This is a genomic window from Streptomyces rimosus subsp. rimosus (genome assembly GCF_000720725.1).
Taxonomy (GTDB): Bacteria; Actinomycetota; Actinomycetes; order Streptomycetales; family Streptomycetaceae; genus Streptomyces; species Streptomyces rimosus_A.
In genome coordinates this window covers 1-22,674 of sequence record NZ_JOCQ01000130.1, presented here as the reverse complement: position 1 = coordinate 22,674, position 22,674 = coordinate 1, and the positions used below count along the sequence as shown (strand labels likewise).

Annotated in this window: 21 protein-coding genes and 2 tRNA genes; 3 read left to right on the top strand and 20 right to left on the bottom strand. The window is 73.0% G+C overall.

Going from position 1 to position 22,674, the window contains the following annotated elements; all coding sequences use genetic code 11:
- Positions 1–28 precede the first annotated feature (28 nt).
- Positions 29–1,570: an NADH-quinone oxidoreductase subunit NuoF family protein gene (locus IH45_RS0138145; RefSeq protein ID WP_030679970.1), complete on the top strand. Its 1,542-nt coding sequence runs from the start codon at positions 29–31 to the stop codon at positions 1,568–1,570.
- A gap of 134 nt (positions 1,571–1,704) precedes the next feature.
- Here IH45_RS0138145 and IH45_RS0138140 read toward each other — a convergent pair.
- Positions 1,705–1,777 (bottom strand) — tRNA-Ala (locus IH45_RS0138140).
- A gap of 163 nt (positions 1,778–1,940) precedes the next feature.
- Here IH45_RS0138140 and IH45_RS0138135 point away from each other — a divergent pair.
- A complete protein-coding gene (locus IH45_RS0138135; protein WP_078897979.1) occupies positions 1,941–3,260 on the top strand; it encodes a glycosyltransferase 87 family protein in 1,320 nt (439 codons plus the stop codon).
- A 36-nt stretch (positions 3,261–3,296) separates the two neighbouring features.
- Here the strand turns inward: IH45_RS0138135 and phsA are convergent, their stop codons facing one another.
- The 10 genes from phsA to IH45_RS0138085 form a co-directional block, all read right to left on the bottom strand.
- Positions 3,297–5,126, bottom strand: a complete 1,830-nt coding sequence (gene phsA / locus IH45_RS0138130) for an O-aminophenol oxidase PhsA (protein WP_030679966.1) — start codon at positions 5,124–5,126, stop codon at positions 3,297–3,299.
- 164 nt (positions 5,127–5,290) lie between these two features.
- Positions 5,291–5,524 (bottom strand): hypothetical protein, encoded by a 234-nt coding sequence (locus IH45_RS0138125; protein ID WP_004571982.1) that lies wholly within the window; start codon positions 5,522–5,524, stop codon positions 5,291–5,293.
- A gap of 3 nt (positions 5,525–5,527) precedes the next feature.
- Complete coding sequence (locus IH45_RS0138120) at positions 5,528–5,773, bottom strand: hypothetical protein (protein ID WP_030679956.1); 246 nt, start codon at positions 5,771–5,773, stop codon at positions 5,528–5,530.
- A gap of 172 nt (positions 5,774–5,945) precedes the next feature.
- Positions 5,946–6,018, bottom strand: a tRNA-Ala gene (locus tag IH45_RS0138115).
- Between the two features lie 151 nt (positions 6,019–6,169).
- Positions 6,170–6,823 carry a histidine phosphatase family protein gene (locus IH45_RS0138110; protein WP_030679953.1) on the bottom strand — a complete coding sequence of 218 codons (654 nt, stop codon included), beginning with the start codon at positions 6,821–6,823 and terminating at the stop codon, positions 6,170–6,172.
- Positions 6,820–7,254 (bottom strand): ribosome silencing factor, encoded by a 435-nt coding sequence (gene rsfS / locus IH45_RS0138105; protein WP_030679973.1) that lies wholly within the window; start codon positions 7,252–7,254, stop codon positions 6,820–6,822. Before rsfS ends, IH45_RS0138110 begins: the two co-directional genes overlap by 4 nt.
- A 111-nt stretch (positions 7,255–7,365) precedes the next feature.
- Positions 7,366–9,240 carry an LCP family protein gene (locus tag IH45_RS0138100; protein WP_030679951.1) on the bottom strand — a complete coding sequence of 625 codons (1,875 nt, stop codon included), beginning with the start codon at positions 9,238–9,240 and terminating at the stop codon, positions 7,366–7,368.
- A gap of 60 nt (positions 9,241–9,300) precedes the next feature.
- Positions 9,301–9,930 carry a nicotinate-nucleotide adenylyltransferase gene (gene nadD, locus IH45_RS0138095; RefSeq protein WP_030679948.1) on the bottom strand — a complete coding sequence of 210 codons (630 nt, stop codon included), beginning with the start codon at positions 9,928–9,930 and terminating at the stop codon, positions 9,301–9,303.
- Between the two features lie 52 nt (positions 9,931–9,982).
- Positions 9,983–10,144, bottom strand: coding sequence for a hypothetical protein (locus IH45_RS1000000149605; RefSeq protein WP_030679946.1), 162 nt, complete (start codon positions 10,142–10,144; stop codon positions 9,983–9,985).
- Between the two features lie 185 nt (positions 10,145–10,329).
- A complete protein-coding gene (locus tag IH45_RS0138085; RefSeq protein WP_030679943.1) occupies positions 10,330–10,521 on the bottom strand; it encodes a hypothetical protein in 192 nt (63 codons plus the stop codon).
- 143 nt (positions 10,522–10,664) lie between these two features.
- On the opposite strand from IH45_RS0138085, the gene IH45_RS0138080 reads away from it, so the two are divergent.
- Entirely contained in the window at positions 10,665–11,789 is a 1,125-nt protein-coding gene (locus tag IH45_RS0138080; protein ID WP_030679940.1) for a M48 family metallopeptidase, read from the top strand.
- 30 nt (positions 11,790–11,819) lie between these two features.
- Here IH45_RS0138080 and IH45_RS0138075 read toward each other — a convergent pair whose 3' ends face one another.
- The 9 genes from IH45_RS0138075 to IH45_RS0138035 form a co-directional block, all read right to left on the bottom strand.
- Entirely contained in the window at positions 11,820–12,920 is a 1,101-nt protein-coding gene (locus IH45_RS0138075; RefSeq protein ID WP_030679924.1) for an SCO2583 family membrane protein, read from the bottom strand.
- Positions 12,921–13,055: 135 nt separating this feature from the next.
- Positions 13,056–13,688, bottom strand: a complete 633-nt coding sequence (locus tag IH45_RS0138070) for an SCO2584 family spore wall biosynthesis protein (RefSeq protein WP_030679921.1) — start codon at positions 13,686–13,688, stop codon at positions 13,056–13,058.
- A 117-nt stretch (positions 13,689–13,805) separates the two neighbouring features.
- On the bottom strand, positions 13,806–15,074 hold the full coding sequence (locus tag IH45_RS0138065) for a glutamate-5-semialdehyde dehydrogenase (RefSeq protein ID WP_030679918.1): 1,269 nt from the start codon (positions 15,072–15,074) through the stop codon (positions 13,806–13,808).
- A gap of 119 nt (positions 15,075–15,193) precedes the next feature.
- Positions 15,194–15,691, bottom strand: coding sequence for a hypothetical protein (locus tag IH45_RS0138060; RefSeq protein WP_030679913.1), 498 nt, complete (start codon positions 15,689–15,691; stop codon positions 15,194–15,196).
- A gap of 345 nt (positions 15,692–16,036) precedes the next feature.
- Positions 16,037–17,134 (bottom strand): glutamate 5-kinase, encoded by a 1,098-nt coding sequence (proB, locus tag IH45_RS0138055; RefSeq protein WP_030679910.1) that lies wholly within the window; start codon positions 17,132–17,134, stop codon positions 16,037–16,039.
- A gap of 149 nt (positions 17,135–17,283) precedes the next feature.
- Entirely contained in the window at positions 17,284–18,720 is a 1,437-nt protein-coding gene (gene obgE, locus IH45_RS0138050; RefSeq protein WP_030679907.1) for a GTPase ObgE, read from the bottom strand.
- Between the two features lie 141 nt (positions 18,721–18,861).
- Positions 18,862–19,119, bottom strand: coding sequence for a 50S ribosomal protein L27 (rpmA, locus tag IH45_RS0138045; RefSeq protein WP_030679902.1), 258 nt, complete (start codon positions 19,117–19,119; stop codon positions 18,862–18,864).
- Positions 19,120–19,133: 14 nt separating this feature from the next.
- Positions 19,134–19,454 (bottom strand): 50S ribosomal protein L21, encoded by a 321-nt coding sequence (gene rplU / locus IH45_RS0138040; protein ID WP_030679899.1) that lies wholly within the window; start codon positions 19,452–19,454, stop codon positions 19,134–19,136.
- A 225-nt stretch (positions 19,455–19,679) separates the two neighbouring features.
- Positions 19,680–22,674, bottom strand: a 2,995-nt coding sequence (locus IH45_RS0138035; protein WP_030679896.1) for an Rne/Rng family ribonuclease, incomplete at its 5' end; no start/stop codon positions are given.

Below are 22,674 nucleotides of genomic sequence, written 5' to 3'. Positions count from 1 at the left end.
ACCCCGCCTCCCCCGGCCGGAACCACCCATGAGCGGCCCGCTGCCCGACGTCCCGCCCGTCTTCTCCCTCGGCCCGCCCCGCCTCACCGCGGGCCTCGACCAGGCCGAGCGGCTGGACCGCCGCGCGCACCTGCTCGTCCACGGCTCGCCGCCGTCCCTGACCGCCGACCGGCTGGCCGAGCTGGCCGACGCCATCGCGCTGCGCGGCCGCGGCGGCGCGGGCTTCCCGCTCGTACGGAAACTGACGGCGGTCGCCCACCACGCGCGGCGCACCGGCGTCCGGCCCGCGGTCGTCGTCAACGGCTGCGAGGGCGAGCCCGCCTGCCGCAAGGACACCGTCCTGCTGTGCCGCGCGCCCCATCTGGTCCTGGACGGCGCGCTGCTCGCCGCCGACGCGCTCGGCGCCCGCACCCTGGTGGTGGGTGTGACCAAGGACACCGCCGAGCAGTCGGTACGGGATGCCTTGGCCGAGCGCGGGCTGCGCGACCGCCGGCGTGGGCGGTCGCCGCGCGCCCGGCTCGCGCGGGTACCGGAACGGCTGGTCTCCGGCGAGGCGTCCGCGCTGATCCGGGCCGCGGAGGGCGGCCCGGCGCTGCCGCCGGGGCGGCGTGTGCGGGCCGCGGAGTCGGGACTCGGCGGCGTGCCGACACTCTTCTCCAACGCGGAGACGTTCGCCCAACTCGCCGTCGCCGCCCGGCTGGGCGCGCACCGGTACGCCTCGACCGGCGCGCCCCGCGAACCCGGCACCCTGCTCCTGACCGTGTCCGGCGCGGTGCCCTCCCCCGCCGTCGTCGAGACGCCGAGCGGGGTGCCGCTCCCGTACGTCCTCCAGACGTGCGCCGCCGACCCGTCCCCCGGCGGCGTCCTGGTGGGCGGCTACCACGGCGCCTGGCTGGACGCCGCGACCGCGTACGGAACGGTCGTCACCCGCGAAGCCCTCGCAGCAGGCGGTGGCGCGCTCGGCGCGGGCGCGGTGCTGCCGGTGCCGGCCGACACCTGCCCGCTGGGCGAGGCCCTGCACGTAGCGCGCTGGCTGGCGGCGGAGTCATCGGGCCAGTGCGGGCCCTGTCGCCTGGGCCTGCCCACGATGGCCGGAGCGCTGGCGGACGTCCTGGCGGGCGGCGGACAGGAGGCCCTGGAAGCCGTACGGCGTGCCGCGCAGGCCGTACACGGGCGTGGCGCGTGCAAACACCCGGACGGCGCCGCGCGGTTCGTACTCTCCGCATTGGCCGCCTTCCCCGACGATCTCGCCGCGCACGTCCTGGGCGGCGGATGCGGCCGCGAGACCACCGGTGTACTGCCCCTGCCCACACCGGAATCGGCAGACGCGGCCGACGGTACGGGCTCCGGGGCCACGGATCCGACGGCCGCCGCGGGCCGGCTCGCCGTGGACTGGACGCTGTGCGAAGGCCACGGGCTGTGCGCGCGGCTGCTCCCCGAGGCCGTAAGCCTCGACCCGGACGGCTACCCGCTGATCACGGATACCGCCCTCCCCGCCCGCCTCCACCCGCACGCCCAGCGAGCCGTCCGCCGCTGCCCCGCCCTCGCCCTGCGCCTGGAGAAACCCTGACCGGCCGGGCACCACCGGGCCGTCCGGCAGCGAGACCCCGCCAAACGATCCCGCCAAACGAAAGATCCCGCCCGGTCGGACCGACCGGGCGGGATCTCGTGGACTCCGTGAGGTGACTCACCTTCGTCCTGCTGTGGAGCTAAGGAGAATTGAACTCCTGACCTCCTGCATGCCATGCAGGCGCTCTACCAACTGAGCTATAGCCCCTTGTTTTGTCCGCTTCGGTTTCCTTCCGGCTCCCCGCTGCGGCATCGCCTACATTACACGGACCTCCCCGCCTTCTGCCAAATCGGTTGTCCGCGGTCCCCTCGGGGCGGCTCGATGTACTGTCGGCGGGCCGTGCCCGATTCGTCCTGGGGAGCTGTACGCCGTGTCCGCGCTGGAGCTGGAACGGTCCGCCGCACCCGGCGGCCGTACCCCGCTGAGGGACTTCGTCCGCCGCCGTCCGCTGCTGGTGGCGGCCGTGGGCTGCGTGGTCTCCTTCGCCGCCTTCTGGATCGTGCAGCGGCTGGCGCACGTGACGATGATCGACCTGATGGTCTACCGCGCCGAGGGCCGGACCGCCCGTAACGGCGAGGACCTCTACGACATGGTCGCGACCTCCGCGAACCTGCCCAACACCTACCCGCCCTTCGCGGCGCTGCTGTTCACGCCGCTGACGCTGGTCGGCGTACCGGAGATGCGCACCCTCGCCACCCTCGGCAACCTCCTGCTGCTGGTCGCCGTCACGCACCTCGGCCTGCGCCTCGCCGGACGCCCCAAGCGCATACCCCCGCTCGCCGCGGCCCTGGCGGTGGCCGCGCTGCTGGTCTGGTGCGAGCCGGTGTGGACGACACTGCGCTACGGGCAGATCAACCTGCTGCTCGCCGTGCTGGTCCTGTGGGACCTGACCCGCAAGGACACCAACCGGTGGGCCGGTATCGGCATCGGCCTGGCGGCGGGCATCAAGCTCACCCCGGCCCTGTTCGCCGTCTTCCTCGCGCTGGCCGGGCTCGTACGGGCCTGGCAGCGCCTCCGTGCGGGCGCGGGTCCGCGGGGCGCGTGGAACCCCTGGCTGCGGCAGGCCGCCGTGGCCTGCCTCACCTTCCTGGGCACCGCCCTGCTGTCCGCGCTCGTCCTGCCGCACGACTCCCGGCGCTTCTGGACGGAGATCATCTTCGCCGCCGACCGGGTCGGCGAGGTCGAGATCACCGCCAACCAGTCGCTGCGCGGCGCGCTGGCCCGGCTGCTGCACACCCACGACCCGGGCCTGTGGTGGCTCGCGGCCGCGGCCGTCGTCGCCGTCCTCGGGCTGGCCCTCGCCGTCCGCGCGCTGCTGTGCGGCCGCCGAGCCTGGGCGGCCGTCGCCTGTGCGGTGACCGCCCTGCTGGTCAGCCCGATCTCCTGGTCGCACCACTGGGTGTGGGGCGTGCCGATGCTGATCCTGCTCGGCTCGGAGGCGATGGCCCGCGGCGGCTTCGGCAGCCGCCGCGGCAAGCAGTGGTGGGCGGGGACGCTCGCGATGGGTCTCCTCTTCTGCTCGTACGCGCTCTGGTTCGTGCCGCACCGCTACCACCACCACGAGGAACTCCACCAGAACGGCGGCCAGATGCTGCTGTCCGGGATCTACCCGATCGCCGGACTGGCCTTCCTGGCCCTGACCGCCGCAGTGCTGCGACGGGACGGTGCGGGGCGGGACGCGGCCCGATAGGGTTCCGGGCCGCCGGAACCGCTCAGGCCGCTCGGGTCACCCGCCGTGGTCGTGGTTGCCCGGCAGGTGGTGATGGAACTTCAGCACCTCGCGCGGCATGACGACGAACGGACGCATCATCCCCATGTCCTCGTGCTCCAGGATGTGGCAGTGGTACATGAACCGGCCCGTGGCGCCCCGGAAGCGGCCGATCACGTTCACCATCTCGCCCGGCGGGACCTGTATGACGTCCTTCCAGCCCTGGTCGCCGGGGGATATCGGCTCGGTGCCGAGATGGTCGAGCGGGGCACTCGTGCCGCCGAGATCGCGGTCGTACGGGGTGTTCGGATCGGCCGGGTAGCGGTGCCGGGCCAGCACCTGGAAGTCGATCAGGTGGAGGTGCATCGGGTGGCTGATGCCGCCCAGGTTCAGGAAGCTCCACTGCTCCCAGTCGCCGTGCCGGACCAGGTGGCCGAGCGCGTCGTCGAACATCCGGGCCGTACGGCGGTAGGTGCGGACCTTGCCGTTCGGGCCGCGGACCTGGATGACCCCCTCGGCGGGGATCTTCACATCCGTCTCCGCGACCTCCCGCAGCTCCCACATCTCGGGGTGGTAGTTGCCGACCGCGCCGGGCGGGGTGAGGGCGATGAGCCGGTGCCCGTGGGCGGGGACCGTGTCATGGGTGAGCCGCTCGAACGACGGGGAGATCACCTGCGGCAGTACGAACGGGTCGGGCACCTGCTTCGCGTCCACCCGGAACAGCATCACGTCCGGATACGCCACCCTGGGGTCCGCGTTGACGAGCCGGAGCGTACGGCCGCGCAGCCGGCCGAAGTCCACGAGCAGGTCCAGCCGCTCGGCGGGCGCGACGGGCAGTTCCTCGTCCGCCGGGACCGGGCGCGGCAGCAGCCCGCCGTCCGAGCCGATCTGCCACACCGCGCCCGTCACCGGCACGCCGGTCGCGTCGTCGACCAGCTGCAGCCGGAAGGTGCGGCTGTTGGCGGCGTTCAGCACGCGGAAGCGGTACCAGCACGCCGCGACGTCGGCGTACGGCCAGATCACCCCGTTGACGAGGGTGTACGGGCCGATGAAGGGCTGGGTGACGTTCCTGCCCTCCTTGTCCAGTCGCCCGATCAGGGTCTTGTGGAGCAGACGGCCCGTCAGGCGGCCCTCGGTGTCCGTGTCGAGGTTGCGGTCCTGGATGACGAGCGGTATCTCCCGCCGTCCGGACGGCAGATGGAGCATGTCCTCCTCGTCGTCACGGATCAGGTACATGCCCGTCAGGCCCGCGAAGATGTTCCACCGTGTGATGTCCATGGCGTGGTCGTGGTACCACCAGGCCGTCGCGCGGTGGTCGTTGGGATACTCCGCGCGCTGGGTGTCGCCGGGCAGGACGGCGTTCTCCGACCAGCCGTCGTTGCCGCCGCCGGTCACCGCGCCGTGCACATGCGTGACCGTCCAGGGCGGGAGGGCGGCGACGCCGTCCAGCAACGTGCCCTCCCCCCGGCGGCCCGGCTCGTCGGTCGGCGGCGGCGCGCCGACGGCCTGCTTCGCCTCGAAGGCCGTCACCGGGTGGGCACCGGTCAGCCGGTTGTTCCAGTTGACGCGCAGCCGCCGGCCGCGGCGCACCTCTATCGTCGGGCCCGGGTAGTGGCCGTCGTACGCCCACACCTTCGTCGGCGGCAGTTCGGAGTGCAGCCGCACCCAGGTGGTGGTCTGGTCGATGTCGATGCCGCGCAGCGCCTCCTTGCGGCCCGGCCGCAGGACCGGCGGGACGCGCAGCGCGTCGACGAAAGGTGTCAGCCCGGCCATGGCCGCCCGCTTGTGCGCCTCGCGCGGCGGGTGCGCCGGTGCCTCCCGGACAGGATTGATGGTCATGTCGCTCATGACGCGACCCCCGTGGTGTTTCCCCCGTGCCGCCGGCCGTCTCCGGCGGCAGCTTTCGCCCCGTCAACGCACCGGTGTTCGGGCGGAGTTCCGCCCTCAGGGGGGAAATCTGCGGAAGATTTCGCGCACCCGCCGCACCGCGGTCCGGGCCCGGAAGCCCGTATCTAAGCCGTGGCGAACGAATAGAAACGCTTCAGCGTGCAGTGCTCGTCCAGCAGCCGTCCGTAGATCGGCTCCCCGTCGAGTTCACGGTACGTCTCGATGGGGTCGCCTTTTATGACGAGCGCCCGCGCGCACTCCTCGCACCAGTACTGGTAGTCGGCGTTGACCGGCTCCATGTCCCGCACGATCGGCGTTCCGCTGCCGCACCAGTCGCATTTCCTGCTGTGAGCGCCCATCCGTCAGCTCCAGCTGTGGCCGCAGGCCGTACACACGAACGAGATGCCGCCGTTGTCGCCGAGCACCTGGGCCACGTGGGGCGAGCCGCAGGAGGGGCACTGGAGGACGGCGGCGGACGTGCCGCACGCGGCGTCGGCGGGCCGGACGGAAGGATCGGGGAGGGGCGCGGTCTCCGGCAGCGGGCCGGGGCCCTGGGCCGCGGGCGCGGCGTACAGGTCCTCGACCTCCTCCATGATGCTCGTGGGCATCGCGTCCTCTCCTCCCCTGCCGGCGCCGTCCGAATTCTGCCACGGACCGCCGACCGGGTCAGTCCCGCTGCCGCAGCGGCTTCGATCAGCGACCCGGCGAAGACCTGCGGCCGGGCGCCTGGATACGCAATGATCCCGCCTCCCTGAGCGGGAGACGGGATCATCCGAGGTGTGGAGCTAAGGAGAATTGAACTCCTGACCTCCTGCATGCCATGCAGGCGCTCTACCAACTGAGCTATAGCCCCGGGTCTTGTTCCGCTCCTCCGGGGTTTTCCCCGGCGGCGCCGCGAACAAGATGAACTTTAGCCTGCGACCTGCCCAGATGTGAAATCCGGTCCCTCCGGACCTCCGGCGGGGCGGTCCGCGGGGCCGTGCGGCGGGCCGCGGAAGGCCCGCTCAGGTGTCGTCGCCGAGCACCGGCTCCGGCAGCGTGCCGGCGTTGTGCTCCAGCAGGCGCCAGCCGCGGGCGCCCTCGCCGAGCACGGACCAGCAGCAGTTCGACAGGCCGCCCAGGCCCTCCCAGTGGCGGGATTCCAGGCCCAGCAGCCGCCCGATGGTCGTACGGATCGTGCCGCCGTGGCTGACCACGACCAGGGTGCCGCCGTCCGGCAGCTTGTCCGCGTTGCGCTCCACGACGGGGGCCGCGCGGTCGGCCACCTCGGTCTCCAGCTCGCCGCCGCCGCGCCGCACGGGCTCGCCGCGCTTCCACGCCGCGTACTGCTCGCCGTACCGCTCCACGATCTCCTCGTGGGTCAGGCCCTGCCAGGCGCCCGCGTACGTCTCGCGCAGCGCTTCGTCGTACGTGACCTCCAGGCCGGTGACGGCCGCCAGCTCACCGGCCGTGGCGGTGGCGCGGCGCAGGTCGGAGGCGATGACCGCGTCCGGTTCGAGGGCCGCGAGCAGCCGGGCGGCGCGGCGCGCCTGCGCCAGGCCCTCCTCGGTCAGCTCGATGTCGGTGGTGCCCTGGAAGCGGTGCTCCAGGTTCCACGCCGTCTGGCCGTGGCGCCACAGGACTATGCGGCGGCCCCGGCCGCCCTTGGTGCCGTTCAGCTCAGCTCTCCGTCCTGCTCGGCCGTGGTGGCCTCGGCGTGCGCCGCGGCCTTGCCGCGCGTGGCCCTGGCCTCCTCGGGCAGGTCCAGCTCGGGGCAGTCCTTCCACAGGCGCTCAAGGGCGTAGAAGACGCGCTCCTCGCTGTGCTGGACGTGGATGACGACGTCCACGTAGTCGAGCAGCACCCAGCGGGCCTCGCGGTCGCCCTCGCGGCGCACCGGCTTGGCGCCCAGGTCCTTGTTCAGCCGCTCCTCGATCTCGTCGACGATCGACTTGACCTGGCGGTCGTTGGGGGCCGAGGCCAGCAGGAACGCGTCGGTGATCGAGAGCACGTCGCTGACGTCGTACGCGATGATGTCGTGCGCGAGCTTGTCGGCGGCCGCCTGCGCGGCGGCCTGGATGAGCTCGATGGAGCGGTCGGTGGCGGTCACAATCCAGCTTTCGGGATCGGTGGTCAGGTACCCACCAAGGGTCTCACGGACCGCCGACACTCCCGCCGGACTTTACGGGCGGGGGCCCGGTGCCCGGCCCCCGCCCCGCTCTCAGCCCTTGTAGTCCTGCCCCAGGACGATCGTCACGTCCGCGTTCGGGGCGGCCTTGCCCTGCTTGACCGCACCGGCCGGCAGGCCCAGGGTCTTGGCGGCCTCCTCGGCCTTCGCCTTCTGGGCGGCGTCCGCGTACGTCACCTCGGAGGCGGGCTTCGCCGCCGCCGTACCGCCGTCGACGAACGAGTAACCGCCGTTGACCAGGGCGATCCGCGCCTTGTCGGTCGTCTCCTTCTTGCCGGTGGCGTTCTGGACGCTGACCCGGGCGGTGGCGCTGGGGTCGGCCTTCTTGAGGGTGCCGCCGAGCACCTCCTTGACCACGCTGTCGGCCGCCTGCCGGCCGAGCGTGCCGTCCGGCTGCACCGGCAGCAGGGTGGTCCCGTAGGCGCCGGACTTCGCCAGCCCGGCCCGCTGGGCCAGCGAGCTGCCCAGCTCCGCCTCGGTGAGCGGCGGGTCCAGGACCTGGAGGAGCGACTTCACGGTGGCCGTCGCGCCGTCCGCGTCACTGGAGACCTTCTTCAGGGTGGCCTGCATCACCTGTCCGAAGCGCTCCAGCTGCTTGGTCTGCGGCTCGCCGGGCGCCTGATAGGTGGCGTACGCGACGGCCGCCTGGCCGTTCAGTTCCTGGGCCTTGCCCTGCTTGACCAGCGGATTGTCACCCTGCTTGGCGGCGGGGACGGTGGCGTCGGTGTCCAGCGTGATGCCGCCGGTCGTCTCGACCAGGTTCTCCAGGTACGGGGTGTCCAGCCGCCAGCTGGCCTTGATGTCGGCGCCGAAGAGGGTGTTCAGGGCCTCCCTGGTGGGGTCGATGCCCTGGTCCTTGACGGACTTGGCCAGGGTCGTGGACCCGCCGTCCTCGGTGGAGACCGCGAGGTTGTTGGGCAGCAGGACGGTGGTGCCCTTGTGGGCGCCCTCGTTGTCCACCAGGAGCGCGGTGGTGGTGTTGCCCTTCGGGTCCTTCAGGTGCACGACGAGCACGTCGCGCTTCTGCCCCGCGGCCCCGCCCTCCTTGCCCGCCCCGGCACCCGCGAGGCCGGGCAGTTTGCCCGCCCACCACAGGTAGCCGACGCCGCCGAGGAGCAGCAGGACCAGCAGCACGATCAGCATGACCTTGCGGCTGCGCCCGCGCCGCTTGGCCTCCTCGCGCCGCTCGGTGCGGCTCTCGGTGAATTTGAGCCAGTCGATGACGTCTTCCGAGTCCTCGGCCGGCTCCTCTATGAACGAGAACTGCTCGGTGCGGTAGTCCGCGTCCGGGCCGCCTCCGGGGCCGGGGGCCGCGGCCCGGTCCGTGGTGTCCGCCGTCCGCCCGCGCGGAGCCCGGTCGCCGGTCTCCTGAGCGGGAGACTGGGCGGCCGGCTGGGCGGGCTGCCCGTACGGCTGCTGCTCCGGCTCCTGGTAGGAGACCTGCTCGTACGGGGGCTGCGCAGACTGCTGCGGGATCCAACCCTGCTGCTGGTGCTGCTGCTGGTGCGGCACCTGCTGTTGCTGCTGGTGGGCCTGCTGCGGGTTGCCGTATGCGTCGTACTGCTGGCCGTACTGCTCCTGGGGCGCCTGCTGGTGGCCGTACGGGTCGTAGCCGTATCCCTGGTGTCCAGCGCCGGGCTGGCCCGGCCCCTGCTGCCCAGGGATCTGCGGCCCGGCGCCCGGCTGCCCGCCGTGCTGCTGCTGGCCGTAAGGGTCGTACGGGGCCTGTCCGCCGTACGGGTCATAGGCCACCGGCTGCCCGTACTGGTCGTACGTGACCTGCTGCGGCGGCTCCTGGTAGACCGGCCGCCCGTAGGCGTCGTAAGCGTACGGCTGGCCTTGCTGTCCCTGCTGCTCCTGGTGGGCATACGGGTCCTGCGGCACGTACGGGTCCTGTCGGTCGTTCACCGGTGCCCCTTTCCGTGAGCCCCGTCGGCGGTCGTCGTGGGCGGCCGTCGTCAGCAGATGTCAGCGGCCGTCGTGGCCGGCCGGGTCCTCGCGGTACAGGTCGCGCTTGTCGATGTAGCGCACGACGCCGTCCGGAACCAGGTACCAGACCGGATCCCCCTGGGCGACGCGCGCCCGGCAGTCGGTCGAGGAGATGGCCAGGGCCGGCACCTCGACCAGGGACACCGCCCCTTCGGGGAGCCCGGGGTCGGCGAGTATGTGCCCGGGCCTGGTCACCCCGATGAAGTGGGCGAGCGAGAACAGCTCCGGCGCGTCGTGCCAGGTCAGGATCTGGCCGAGCGCGTCGGCGCCGGTGATGAAGAAGAGGTCCGCGTCACGGTGCTGGTCGTGCAGCTCGCGCAGCGTGTCGATGGTGTACGTCTTGCCGCCGCGGTCGATGTCGATACGGCTCACGGAGAACTGCGGGTTGGACGCGGTCGCGATGACCGTCATCAGATACCGGTCCTCGGCCGGGGACACCGTCTTGTGGCTCTTCTGCCACGGCTGCCCGGTCGGCACGAAGACGACCTCGTCGAGGTGGAACTGGCTGGCCACCTCGCTGGCGGCGACCAGGTGTCCGTGATGGATCGGGTCGAACGTTCCGCCCATCACTCCGAGCCGCCGCTTCACGGGCCCTGTCTGCTCTCCCATGCGTGCAGACCCTACTGGGCGCAGCGCGGTGCCGGGGTCCGGGTGCCCGCCCTCAGCGGTCCCGGTTGAAGCGGGTGGTGATCCACAGCAGGAGAAGCAGGACAATCAGGGCGCCGCCACCCGTGACGAACGGGCTGAGGCTTTCGTGGCCGCCCCCCTCCTGACCGCCTTCGGCGAGGGTGACCAGGTGCTGTGCGGTGGTGTGCAGGCTCATCGTCGGCTAGGCCAATCCAGGATGGGTTCGGACAGAGACTTCCGCCACATCGTATGCGTGAGCCCGCCCGCGGCTCACGCCGACTCCGCCGGGAGGGCGCTCGCACGCCCGTGCGCGCGGGTGTACGCGGTGCCCGCTCCGGCGGGCGAACGGGTGGCCGAGCGGCCGGGCGCGGCGGCATCCGGTCAGCGGCGGTCGTCACCCTTGCCGTCGCCGCCGCCGTCCCGGTCGTCCTTCCCGTAATTGCGCAGCAGGACCCACGCGAGGAACACCGCGCCGAGGATGCCGACGATCAGGACGGTGCGCAGGACCCAGCCCGGCCCGTCGTTCTTCGAGGTCTCCGCCGCTGCGGCGAGCAGCACGCTCGTGTTCGGCATGGCTGAAACGCTCCCTTTTTGTACGGGCATGTGGGCATCTGCGCGCCCCTGGTGCGCTCGCCAGCGTACGCCTGGGCATCCAAATGGCTGTCAGTGGCGTCCTCTAGTCTGAATCACACGCAGTCGAACAGGGGGAGGCCCCAATGACGGAGAGCCCAGGCGGCAGCGAGCGCGTACCGAGCCGGGACCGCAGGCGGTTCCCCGGCATCTCGTCCCGCGCCTACGAGCACCCGGCGGACCGCTCCGCGCTCGTGGCCCTGCGCAAGCTGAGCGGGTTCGACACCGTCTTCAAGACGCTCAGCGGCCTGTTGCCGGAGCGCAGCCTGCGGCTGATGTTCCTGTCGGACTCGGTGCGGGTCAGCGACCAGCAGTTCGCGCACCTCAACGACATGCTGCGGGACGCGTGTTACATCCTGGACCTGGAGAAGGTCCCGCCGATGTACGTGAACCAGGACCCCTCGCCGAACGCCATGTGCATCGGCCTGGACGAGCCCATCATCGTCCTGACCACCGGCCTGGTCGAGCTGCTCGACGAGGAGGAGATGCGCGCGGTCATCGGCCACGAGGTCGGCCACGCGCTGTCCGGCCACGCGGTGTACCGCACCGTTCTGCTGTTCCTGACCAACCTCGCGCTGAAGATCGCGTGGATTCCGCTGGGCAATGTCGCGGTGATGGCGATCGTGACGGCGCTACGCGAGTGGTTCCGCAAGTCGGAGCTGTCGGCGGACCGGGCCGGTCTGCTGGTCGGGCAGGACCTGCAGGCGTCCATGCGCGGCCTGATGAAGCTGGCCGGCGGCAACCACCTGCACGAGATGAACGTGGACGCGTTCCTCAAGCAGGCCGAGGAGTACGAGGCCGGCGGCGATCTGCGCGACTCCGTCCTGAAGGTGCTGAACATGCTGCCGCGCAGCCACCCCTTCACCACCGTGCGCGCCGCCGAGCTGAAGAAGTGGTCCGCCAGCCGCGACTACCAGCGCATCATGGACGGCCACTACCCGCGCAAGGAGGAGGACAAGGACACCTCCGTCTCCGACTCCTTCCGCGAGTCCGCCGCGCACTACGCGGAGTCGGTGCGCACGAGCAAGGACCCGCTGATGGGCCTGGTGCGCGACATAGCCGGCGGCGCCGGCGACCTGGGCGGCAAGCTGCGGGACACGGTCTTCCGCGGCGGCTCCCGGCCCGGCGGCTCGGGCGGCGCCAACGGCAACGGCGGTGCGGACGGCCCGGACGCCAACGGCCCCGAGGGACCGGGCTCGGCCGGGCGCTGACGGCCCGGGTGGGCCGGAGCCGGCCGGGCGCTAACGGTCCGAAGAGGCCGGGCCCGGCCGGGCGCCGGTCGCCAGTTTCCCGCACAGCCCCGTGTTCGACCGGCCGCGGGCATACGGATCGGTGGCCACGGGCCCGGTGTCCGCGGCGCGCTGACCCGCGAGCAGCGGGCGCAGTTCACTCGCCGCGCCGGCGGAGCAGGACATCGGCCCGGCCTGGAGGTTGCTCTGCAGCACCTCCAGGCGGTGGTCGTTCAGGTCGTCGCGTGTGATGCGGAAGCGCAGGTCGCGGCGGACGGTGAACAGCGAGGCGGCGGAAGCCCGTTGAGCCTCCGCACCCTTCGCGGTGACCGGGCGCACCGCGTAGGAGAAGGTGAAGTCGGCGCTGACCTCCAGCGCGTCCGCGCCGGCCTCGGTGGCCGAAAGCGTGCCGTTCACCCGTACGTTGGGATCGGCCAGCTCCACCCGGTCCGGGTCGAAGCGGGTCAGCCAGCCGGTGGCCGCGTGCCGCCCGTCGTCGGCCGGGTGCGCCAGGCTCTGGTCGAACTGGTCGAGCTGGCTGGGCTTGAGCAGCAGCCCCACCGGCCGTACGGATCCGCCCGTCAGGGTGGCCGGGTCGATCGAGGAGCGCACGAGGTAGTCCTTGACGATGGACAGGGCGGAGACGACCTGGCCGTCGGAGAAGTGCTCGGTGCGGCCGACGGCGGGCAGGTTGACGCCCGCCGCGCCGACCCGGAACTGCGCCGCGGGGCTGTGCGCGAAGAGGTCCGCCGCCTTCCCGCCCGGCACCGCGCCGGCCGGCGCCAGCGGCACGACCGTGGACCGCAGCGGCTCCGCGGCCATCGGCTCGGGCGGCCGGTACGGATGCCGGATGCCCATGTAGATCGCGGTGCCGAAGGCCATGACGATCAGCAGGGCGAGGACGACGGCCTGCCGGGCGCCGCCGAGCCGGGCCCAGGCGTGCCGGGTGCGTACGGCCCGTGCGTGGTCCCCCATGCGCTCCCGTGCGGAGTACTCCTGAAGGCGTGCAGCCCGTACAAACGATTCGTCGAAGACGACGGATCGGTATTCGTCCTCTCCGCCTCCCGCGGCGCCCTCGGGGGTCCCTTCGGGAGGGTCACCAGCACCGGCCATACCACAAGAGTAGGTCTGCCGGGCCGTCGGTAAACGCCCTGGTACGGGACAAGTTCGGCGGAGCGTTACGGAGCCGTGCCACCCACTTGCGGCGCGCCGGGCGCCCGGCCGCGACCGTCCGGCGCGCCCGCGCGGTCAGTGCGCGCGCGGCGTGGCCGGTACGGGCGGCGCCTCCGAGGCGGCGGAGGCGGACGCCGAGGGCAGGACGCTGGAGCGGACGGTCGGCGGGCCGTCCACGCCGCTGGTCGCGGGCGGTGGCGTCGGATTCTGCGTGCGCCCCCCGGACGCGCCCCGGTAGACCGCGGAGAAGGCCAGCGCGACCAGCCCGATGCCCATGAGCACGGCGAGCACCCAGGCCACCGGGCGGTGCCAGCGGACGCTGGAGCGGTACGGGCGCAGCGCCCCGCCGTACGGACCGTACGGGCCATAGGGGCCGTACGCGTCCGGGTCGGCGCCGGCCGCGCGGGCGTCGGCGGAGCCGCGGCCGGGCCGGCGGCCGAAGCCGCGGGGCCGGCCGTCCGGGCCGTCGGTGTCCGGGTCGGTGCCGTACCCCGGGCGGGCGCCGGCCGCGTCGGCCTCGGCGCGGGCCCGGGCGGCGGCCAGCATCCGCTCCACCGCGGTGGGTTCGTGGAAGCGCGCGGACCGTACGAAGTCCTCGTCGAGGACCACGGAGGCGAACTCCTCGTCCGCTGCCCCGTGGCTCGGATGGCTGTGCTCGTCGGGCTCCTCGCCGTCCGGGAACGGCCTGCCCCCCACGTCGTCCGGCACCCGTCCAGACTAGCCCCGGGCGGCCGGTCGTGGGCGGGGAGATACGGGAATTCGGCCGCGGGCCGGCGTGCTGCCCGCCCGTACCGCCGTAGGGTGCGGCGCTCCCCGCCCGGCCCGTCAGCGGGTGTGGCCGTCCCCCGTGACCACGTACTTCGTCGAGGTCAGCTCCGGCAGTCCCATCGGCCCGCGGGCGTGCAGCTTCTGCGTCGAGATGCCGATCTCGGCGCCGAAGCCGAACTGGCTGCCGTCGGTGAAGCGGGTGGAGGCGTTCACCGCGACCGTCGTGGAATCCACGAGCTGGGTGAAGCGGCGGGCCGCCGCCTGCGAGGTGGTCACGATCGCCTCGGTGTGCCCGGAGGACCAGCGGCGGATGTGCGCCACCGCGGCGTCCAGGTCCTGCACGACGGCCGCGGCGATGTCGTACGAGAGGTACTCGGCCGCCCAGTCCTCGTCCGTGGCGGGCGCGACCAGGCCGGGCCCGGCCTGCTGCCAGGCCGTGTCGCCGTGCACGATCACCCCGGCCTGGGTCAGCGCCTCCAGGGCGCGCGGCAGGAACGTCTCGGCGATCCCGGCGTGCACCAGAACCGTTTCGGCTGCGTTGCACACGCTGGGCCGCTGCGCCTTGGAGTTGATCAGGATGTCCAGCGCCATGTCGATGTCGGCGTGCTCGTCCACGTAGACGTGGCAGTTCCCGGTGCCGGTCTCGATCACCGGGACGGTGGACTCCTCGACGACCGTGCGGATCAGCGAGGCGCCGCCGCGCGGGATCAGCACGTCGACCAGGCCGCGCGCCCGCATCAGCTCGCGCACCGAGTCCCGGCTCTCGCCGGGCACCAGCTGGACGACGTCGGCGGGCAGCCCGACGCCCGCCACCGCGTCCCGCAGCACCTCGACGAGGACGCTGTTCGTGGCGTAGGCGGAGGACGAACCGCGCAGCAGCACCGCGTTGCCCGCCTTCAGGCACAGCGCGGCGGCGTCCACGGTCACGTTCGGGCGGGCCTCGTAGATGATCCCGACGACGCCCAGCGGGACGCGGACCTGCCGCAGGTCCAGGCCGTTGGGCAGCGTCGAACCGCGCACCACCTCGCCCACCGGGTCGGGCAGCGCCACCACGTCACGGACGTCGGCGGCCATCGCGGTGACCCGCTCCGGGGTCAGCGTGAGCCGGTCCACGAGGGACTCGCCGGTGCCCGCGGCCTGGGCCTTGGCGATGTCCCCGGCGTTCGCCGCGACGATCTCTTCCGTACGGGCCACCAGGGCGTCGGCGATGGCGAGCAGCGCGCCGTCGCGCGCGGTGCGCGGCTGCGGCGCCAGGACGGCCGCCGCTTCCTTGGCGCGCCGGGCGGTCTCGATGACGGGTGAGGAGTGCGCTGATTCGCTGGTCATGGCGGAAAGCCTAGCCGGGCGGCGGGCCGCGGCCCGCCGCGTTCCGGTGGGCAAGACACCGCGGTCCGCCGGCCCGTCGCCGTCCGCCCGGCAGGACACCGCGGTCCGCCGGGCCCGCGTCAGTACGGATGCACCCCCATCCGGGCGGCGGGCGGCGGCCCGTAGCCCTCGGCGACCCGCTGGTGGTAGGTCTCCCGGTCGATGACCTCCAGGCCCACGATCTCCCACGGCGGCAGCCCGGCCGAGGAGCGGTGCTCGCCCCACAGCCGCAGCGCGACCGCCGCCGCGTCGTGCAGGTCGCGGGCCTCTTCCCAGTAGCGGATCTCGGCGTGGTCGCCGGCGTAGCGGCTGGTCAGCAGGAAGGGGTGGTCGTGCGCGAGCTGTTCGAGCGCCCGCCGGACCTCCTGTACGGGGGCCTCGGCCCCCGAGACGCTGAGGGTGACGTGCCACAGCCGGGACGCCTCGCGCCGTTCGCCCGCCGGCCGCCCGGGCGCGGCCGGGCCCGGCCCGGCACGGTCGCCGTCCGCCGTCCCGCCGGCCGGGCCGGCGTCCTGGACGCTGGTCAGTGCGCGTTCCGCCGTCCCTCGGGGCAGCGCCCCTGGGCGCCCTCGTCTCACCGGCGGCCTCCTGTTGTGCGTATCGCTCCGCTCGTCCGGGCGGAGCCGATCGATGCGGTTCTCTTCACCGGTGCCGGCCGCCGCGGGACGCGCCGACGCGCCGGGACGGCCCGGATCACCGCGGGTCGCGCTGCTCAGGGCCCCGGTCGCGGGCGGTTCCTCGGCAGTGGTCCGGCACTGCTGTGACGTAGCGCGCGCTCGCGCGCGGGACGGCGCTCCCCTTACGCGTCCCCGCAACAAAGTTGACCAGCCCGCGGCCCGTCGCGGGGGCATTTTCGAGAAGGTCTCCGTGGAAAGGCTGGTCTTTGGACCGATCCCGGTCGGTGTCCGCCCGCTGTGACGGCGTCAGTGGTCCAGTACGACCAGATCGTCGCGGTGCACGACCTCGCGTTCGTACGCGGGCCCGAGTTCGCGCGCGAGGTCGCGGGTGGAGCGGCCGATCAGGCGGGGGATCTCCCGGGCGTCGAAGCTGACCAGGCCGCGGGCGACGGCGCGGCCCGTGGTGTCGCGCAGCTCGACCGGGTCGCCCGCGCTGAACTCCCCCTCCACCGCGGCGATACCGGCCGGCAGCAGCGAGGAGTGCCGCTCGACCACGGCCGTCACGGCCCCGTCGTCCAGCACCAGCGCGCCGCGCGGGGTGGAGGCGTGCGCCAGCCACAGCAGCCGGTCGGCGGAGCGGCGGCCGGTGCGCAGGAAGTGGGTGCCGGTGGGGCCGCCGGCCAGGGCGTCGGCGGCGTGTACGGCGGAGGTCAGGACGACGGGGATGCCGGCCGCGGCGGCGATCCGGGCCGCCTCGACCTTCGTCACCATGCCGCCGGTGCCGACGCCGGCCCGGCCCGCGCTGCCGATCGAGACGCCCTCCAGGTCGGCGGGGCCGCGTACCTCGCCTATCCGGGAGGTGCCGGGCGTGCTCGGGTCGCCGTCGTAGAGCCCGTCCACGTCCGAGAGCAGGACGAGCAGGTCGGCGCGTACGAGATGGGCGACCAGGGCGGCCAGCCGGTCGTTGTCGCCGAAACGGATCTCGTCGGTGGCGACGGTGTCGTTCTCGTTGACGATCGGCACGGCGCCCATGGCCAGCAGCTGGTCCAGTGTGCGGAAGGCGTTGCGGTAGTGGGCGCGGCGGCTGGTGTCGTCCGAGGTGAGCAGGACCTGGCCGACGCGGCGTCCGTAGCGCGCGAAGGAAGCCGTGTAGCGGGCGACCAGCAGGCCCTGGCCGACGCTGGCGGCGGCCTGCTGCCGGGCCAGGTCGCGGGGGCGCCGGGCCAGGCCGAGCGGTGCCAGGCCGGCCGCGATGGCGCCGGAGGAGACCAGCACGATCTCCTTGTCCTGGTGCTTGGCGAGGGCGTCCACCAGTGCGTCCACCCGGTCCGCGTCCAGACCGCCGCTCGCCGTGGTCAGCGAGGACGAGCCGACCTTGACCACGATCCTGCGGGCGTCCGTCACGTCCTGCCTTGCGCCTGCCACTGCCTACCCCTGCCTGCCCTGTGTTCGCCTGTCCCCCGTCCGTACGGGAGGTTCCGTACGGACGCCTTCGTACCACCGCGGGAGAGCCCCAGGACTCCCGGGGCCCTCCCGCACGGTACGTCCGCCCGTCAGAAGGGCTGGAAGCCCTCGTACTCCTGGTCGGCCTCGTCCCGCGCCGCCTCGCGGTCGCGGCGGCGCTGCACGGCCGGGCGGGGCGCCTCCATACGGTGGTCCTCGCCGCGGCGGCCGAGCATCTCGGCGCCCGCCGCCATCATCGGCTCCCAGTCGAAGACGACCGCGTTGTCCTCGGGGCCGATCGCGATGCCGTCGCCGGCGTGCGCGCCGACCTTGCGCAGCTCGTCCTCGACGCCGAGGCGGTTGAGGCGGTCGGCGAGGTAGCCGACGGCCTCGTCGTTGTTGAAGTCGGTCTGGCGCACCCAGCGCTCCGGCTTCTCGCCCCGTACGCGGAAGAAGCCCTCGCCCTCCGGCGTGACCGTGAAGCCCGTGTCGTCCACGGCCTTCGGGCGGATGACGATCCGGGTGGCCTCCTGGACGGGCTTGGCGGCGCGGGCCTCGGCGACGATGCCGGCCAGCGCGTACGACAGCTCCTTCAGGCCGGTGCGCGCGACGGCCGAGACCTCGAAGACGCGGTAGCCGCGCTCCTCCAGGTCGGGGCGGATCATGTCGGCGAGGTCCTGCCCGTCCGGGATGTCGATCTTGTTGAGGACGACCACCCGCGGCCGGCTGTCCAGGCCGCCGTACTGCGCCAGCTCCGCCTCGATGACGTCCAGGTCGGAGACCGGGTCGCGGTCGGACTCCAGGGTGGCGGTGTCCAGCACGTGCACCAGCACCTCGCAGCGCTCGACGTGCCGCAGGAACTCCAGGCCCAGGCCCTTGCCCTGGCTGGCGCCGGGGATCAGGCCGGGCACGTCCGCGATGGTGTAGACGGTGGAGCCGGCCGTGACCACGCCGAGGTTGGGCACCAGGGTGGTGAACGGATAGTCGGCGATCTTCGGCTTGGCGGCCGAGAGCACCGAGATCAGCGAGGACTTGCCGGCGCTCGGGTAGCCGACCAGCGCGACGTCCGCGACGGTCTTGAGCTCCAGCACGATGTCGCGCGCCTCGCCGGGCTCGCCGAGCAGCGCGAAGCCGGGCGCCTTGCGGCGGGCGGAGGCCAGCGCGGCGTTGCCCAGGCCGCCGCGTCCGCCCTGTCCCGCGATGAAGGTGGTGCCCTGGCCGACCATGTCGGCGAGCACGTTGCCCTTCCGGTCGAGGACGACGGTGCCGTCCGGGACCGGCAGGACCAGGTCCTGGCCGTTCTTGCCGGCCCGGTGGTCGCCGGCGCCCGGCTGGCCGTTGGTGGCCTTGCGGTGCGGGTGGTGGTGGTAGTCGAGGAGCGTGGTGACGTCCTGGTCGACGACCAGGATCACGTCGCCGCCGCGGCCGCCGTTGCCGCCGTCGGGGCCGCCGAGCGGCTTGAACTTCTCGCGCATCACGGAGGCCACGCCGTGGCCTCCGTTACCCGCGGCGACGTGCAGCTCGACGCGGTCCACGAAGGTGGTCATGGTGCGTGCCTCCAGGTACGACGGGAATGTCTCTGTACTAACACGCCAAGGGCGGACCGGCCTTCCCGCGCTGCTGCGGGGTAAGGCGGTCCGCCCTCGGAGTGGTGCTGCTGAGCTATCGCTCGATGCCGAAGTGGTGGGTCACTCGGCGATCGGGACGATGTTCACGACCTTGCGGCCACGGTGGGTGCCGAACTGCACCGCACCGGCGGCCAGGGCGAACAGGGTGTCGTCGCCGCCGCGGCCGACGCCGGTGCCCGGGTGGAAGTGGGTGCCGCGCTGGCGGACCAGGATCTCACCGGCGAGGACGGCCTGACCGCCGAAGCGCTTCACGCCGAGCCGCTGAGCATTGGAATCGCGACCGTTCCGAGTGGACGATGCGCCCTTCTTGTGTGCCATGTCTCCTCAGTCCCTTACTTCGCCGGAGCGTCGATGCCGGTGATCTTCAGCGCGGTGTGCAGCTGGCGGTGGCCGATCCGCTTCTTGTAACCGGTCTTGTTCTTGTACTTCTGGATGCGGATCTTGTCGCCCTTGTGGTGGTCCACGACCTCGGCCTGGACCTTCACGCCGGCCAGCACCCACGGGTCGCTGGTGACCGCTTCGCCGTCCACGACGAGCAGCGTCGAGAGCTCGACGGTGTCGCCGGCCTTGCTGTCGGAGATGCGGTCAACTTCGATGACGTCGCCGACAGCAACCTTCTGCTGACGGGCGCCGGTGCGCACGATGGCGTACACGCGGAACTCTCTCTCACTCGCTACGGGACCACTGATGCCAGCCGCTCTCACGGGTTCGTGACGATCCCGTGGAATCCGGATCGGACGAGCGGCCTCCCCCGGCGGACCGGGAGGTGTGTGCTCAGGGGTTTGGCGTACTACAGACGCCGAGGGTCAAGGTTACGGGGCCTCGACCAGGGGGTCAAACCGGCCCCGGGCCGCGTACGGCCCGGGGCACGGCCCGGCTCAGTCCTCCGTCGAAGCCGACACCGACGCGGCCGGGGCCTGCTCGGCGGCAGCGGTCTTCTTGGCCGCCGCCTTCTTCGTCGTGGTCTTCTTCGCGGTGGTCTTCTTGGTGGCGGCCTTCTTCGCCGTGGCCTTCTTGGCGGTGGTGGTCTTCTTCGCCGCCGTCTTCTTGGCCGTGGCCGCCTTCTTGGCCGGCGCCTTCTTGGCGGTGGCCTTCTTGGCCGCCGTCTTCTTCGCCGCGGTCTTCTTGGCGGGCGCCTCCTCGGCGGCCTCCTCAGGGGCCTCCTCGGCCGGCGCGGCCGCCTCGTCCGGGCTCACGGCCTCGTCCGTACGTACGGCACCGCCGTCGGGAACCTCGGCGACCGGCTCGGCCACCGGCTCCACGGCAACCGGCTCGGCCTCCGCCGCCGGAGCGCTCGCCTCGGTGACCTGCACCGCGCCACCGGCGTCCGCGGACACCTTCGGCGAACCCGCCGGAGCGGACGCCTTGCGGGTGGCCCGGCGGCGCGGCCTGGCCGGCGCGGGCTCCGCGGCGGGCGCCTCCACGACGGGCTCCGGCTCGGGGGCCGGGGCCGGGGCGGGCTCGGACTCGACCACGATCGCGGCGGCCTCGGAGGCCTTGGGCGCGCCCGCCGGAGCGGTCGCCTTGCGGCTCGCGCGGCGGCGGCCCCGGCCGCGTACACCGGCCGCGGCCTCGGCCTCGGCCGGGCTGCCGAACCATTCGTCGGCCTCGGCCACCGCGGGCCGCAGCTCCGCCTCGGTCACCGCGACCGGCTCCAGCTCCGGGTGCTCGTCGGCCCGCGCGGCCTCCGCCTCGGGCTGCTCGTCCTGGTGCTGGTGGTCGTGGTGCTGGTGGTCCTGACCGGACGCGCCCGACTTGGCCTTCTTCTTGCGCTTGCCGCCACCGCCGCCACCGGCCGAGGACGCCTGGTCCATGTGGACGATGACGCCGCGGCCGTTGCAGTGCACGCACGGCTCGGAGAACGACTCCAGCAGGCCCTGGCCGACCCGCTTGCGGGTCATCTGGACCAGGCCCAGCGAGGTGACCTCGGCGACCTGGTGCTTCGTCCGGTCGCGGCCCAGGCACTCCAGCATCCGCCGCAGCACCAGGTCCCGGTTGGACTCCAGCACCATGTCGATGAAGTCGATGACGACGATGCCGCCCAGGTCGCGCAGCCGCAGCTGGCGCACGATCTCCTCGGCCGCCTCCAGGTTGTTCCTGGTCACGGTCTCTTCGAGGTTGCCGCCCTGACCGGTGAACTTCCCGGTGTTGACGTCGATGACGACCATGGCCTCGGTCTTGTCGATCACCAGCGAGCCGCCGGAGGGCAGCCAGACCTTGCGGTCCAGCGCCTTCATCAGCTGCTCGTCGATGCGGTACGTCGCGAAGACGTCGACGTCCGAGGTCCACTTCTGCAGGCGGTCGGCCAGGTCCGGCGCGACGTGCGAGACATAGCCGTGGATGGTCTCCCAGGCGTCGTCACCGCTGACGATGACCTTGGAGAAGTCCTCGTTGAAGATGTCGCGGACGACCCGGACGGTCATGTCGGGCTCGCCGTACAGCAGGCTCGGCGAGCTGGTGGAGCCCGCCTTGGCCTTCTTCTGGATGTCCTCCCACTGCGCCTGCAGGCGCTCCACGTCACGGCGCAGCTCGTCCTCGCTGGCGCCCTCCGCGGCGGTACGGACGATGACGCCCGCGTCCTCGGGAACGATCTTCTTCAGGATCTGCTTCAGCCGCGCCCGCTCGGTGTCCGGCAGCTTGCGGCTGATACCGGTCATCGAGCCCTCGGGCACGTAGACCAGGTAGCGGCCGGGCAGCGAGACCTGGCTGGTCAGCCGGGCGCCCTTGTGGCCGATCGGGTCCTTGGTGACCTGCACCAGCACGGACTGGCCGGACTTCAGCGCGGTCTCGATGCGGCGCGGCCCGTTGGCCATGCCGAGCGCCTCGAAGTTGACCTCGCCCGCGTACAGCACGGCGTTGCGGCCCTTGCCGATGTCGACGAAGGCGGCCTCCATCGACGGCAGGACGTTCTGCACCTTGCCGAGGTAGACGTTGCCGACGTACGACGTCGACTGCTCCTTGTTGACGAAGTGCTCCACGAGCACGTTGTCCTCAAGGACGCCGATCTGGGTGCGCTCGCCGCTCTGGCGGACGACCATCACCCGCTCGACGGCCTCGCGGCGCGCCAGGAACTCCGCCTCGGTGATGATCGGCACCCGGCGGCGGCCCTGCTCGCGGCCCTCGCGGCGGCGCTGCTTCTTGGCCTCCAGGCGCGTCGAGCCCTTGATGGACTGGACCTCGTCGGACGGCTCGTCCTTCTTGCGCGGCTCGCGGACCTTGACGACCGTACGCTCCGGGTCGTCGCCGTGCGTGGTGTCCGCGTCACCGAGGTCACCGCTGCGACGGCGGCGGCGACGGCGCCGGCGGCTGCTGCTGGAGCCGGAGGCCGACTGCTCGTCGTCCTCCTCCTCGGCGGCGGGCTCGGCCTGCTCGGCCGGCTCCTCCTCCGCGGCCGGCTGCCCGGCGTCGGCCTGCTCGTCGGCGCCGTCGGCGGCCTCGCCACGGCGACGGCGGCGGCCACCGCGACGACGGCGGCGGGAGGGGCGGTCGCCCGACTCCTCGTCGTCCTGCGCGGCCTCGGCCTGCTCCTCGTCGGTGTCGTCCTCGGCCCCGTCGATGTCCCGGGTGTCCTGGACGGGCGCCTGCTCGGCGGCCTGCTGCTCGGCCTCGGCGGGGGCACCGCCCTTGCGGCGGCGGCGACGGCTGCCGGCCGCGGGCTGCTCCTCCTCCTCGGCGGCGGGCGCGGCCTGCTCGGCGGCGGCTGCGGCGGCGGCCGCGGCGGTCTCCGGGGTCTGGAACATCGGCTCGGTGAAGACCGGTGCCTGGAACACGGCCGACGGCGCGCGCCGCTCCCGGCGGCGGCTGCCGCGTGTGGGCTCCTCCTGCGCGGGCTCGGTCTCGGCGGCGGGCTGCTCCTGCTGCGCGGCCGGCGCC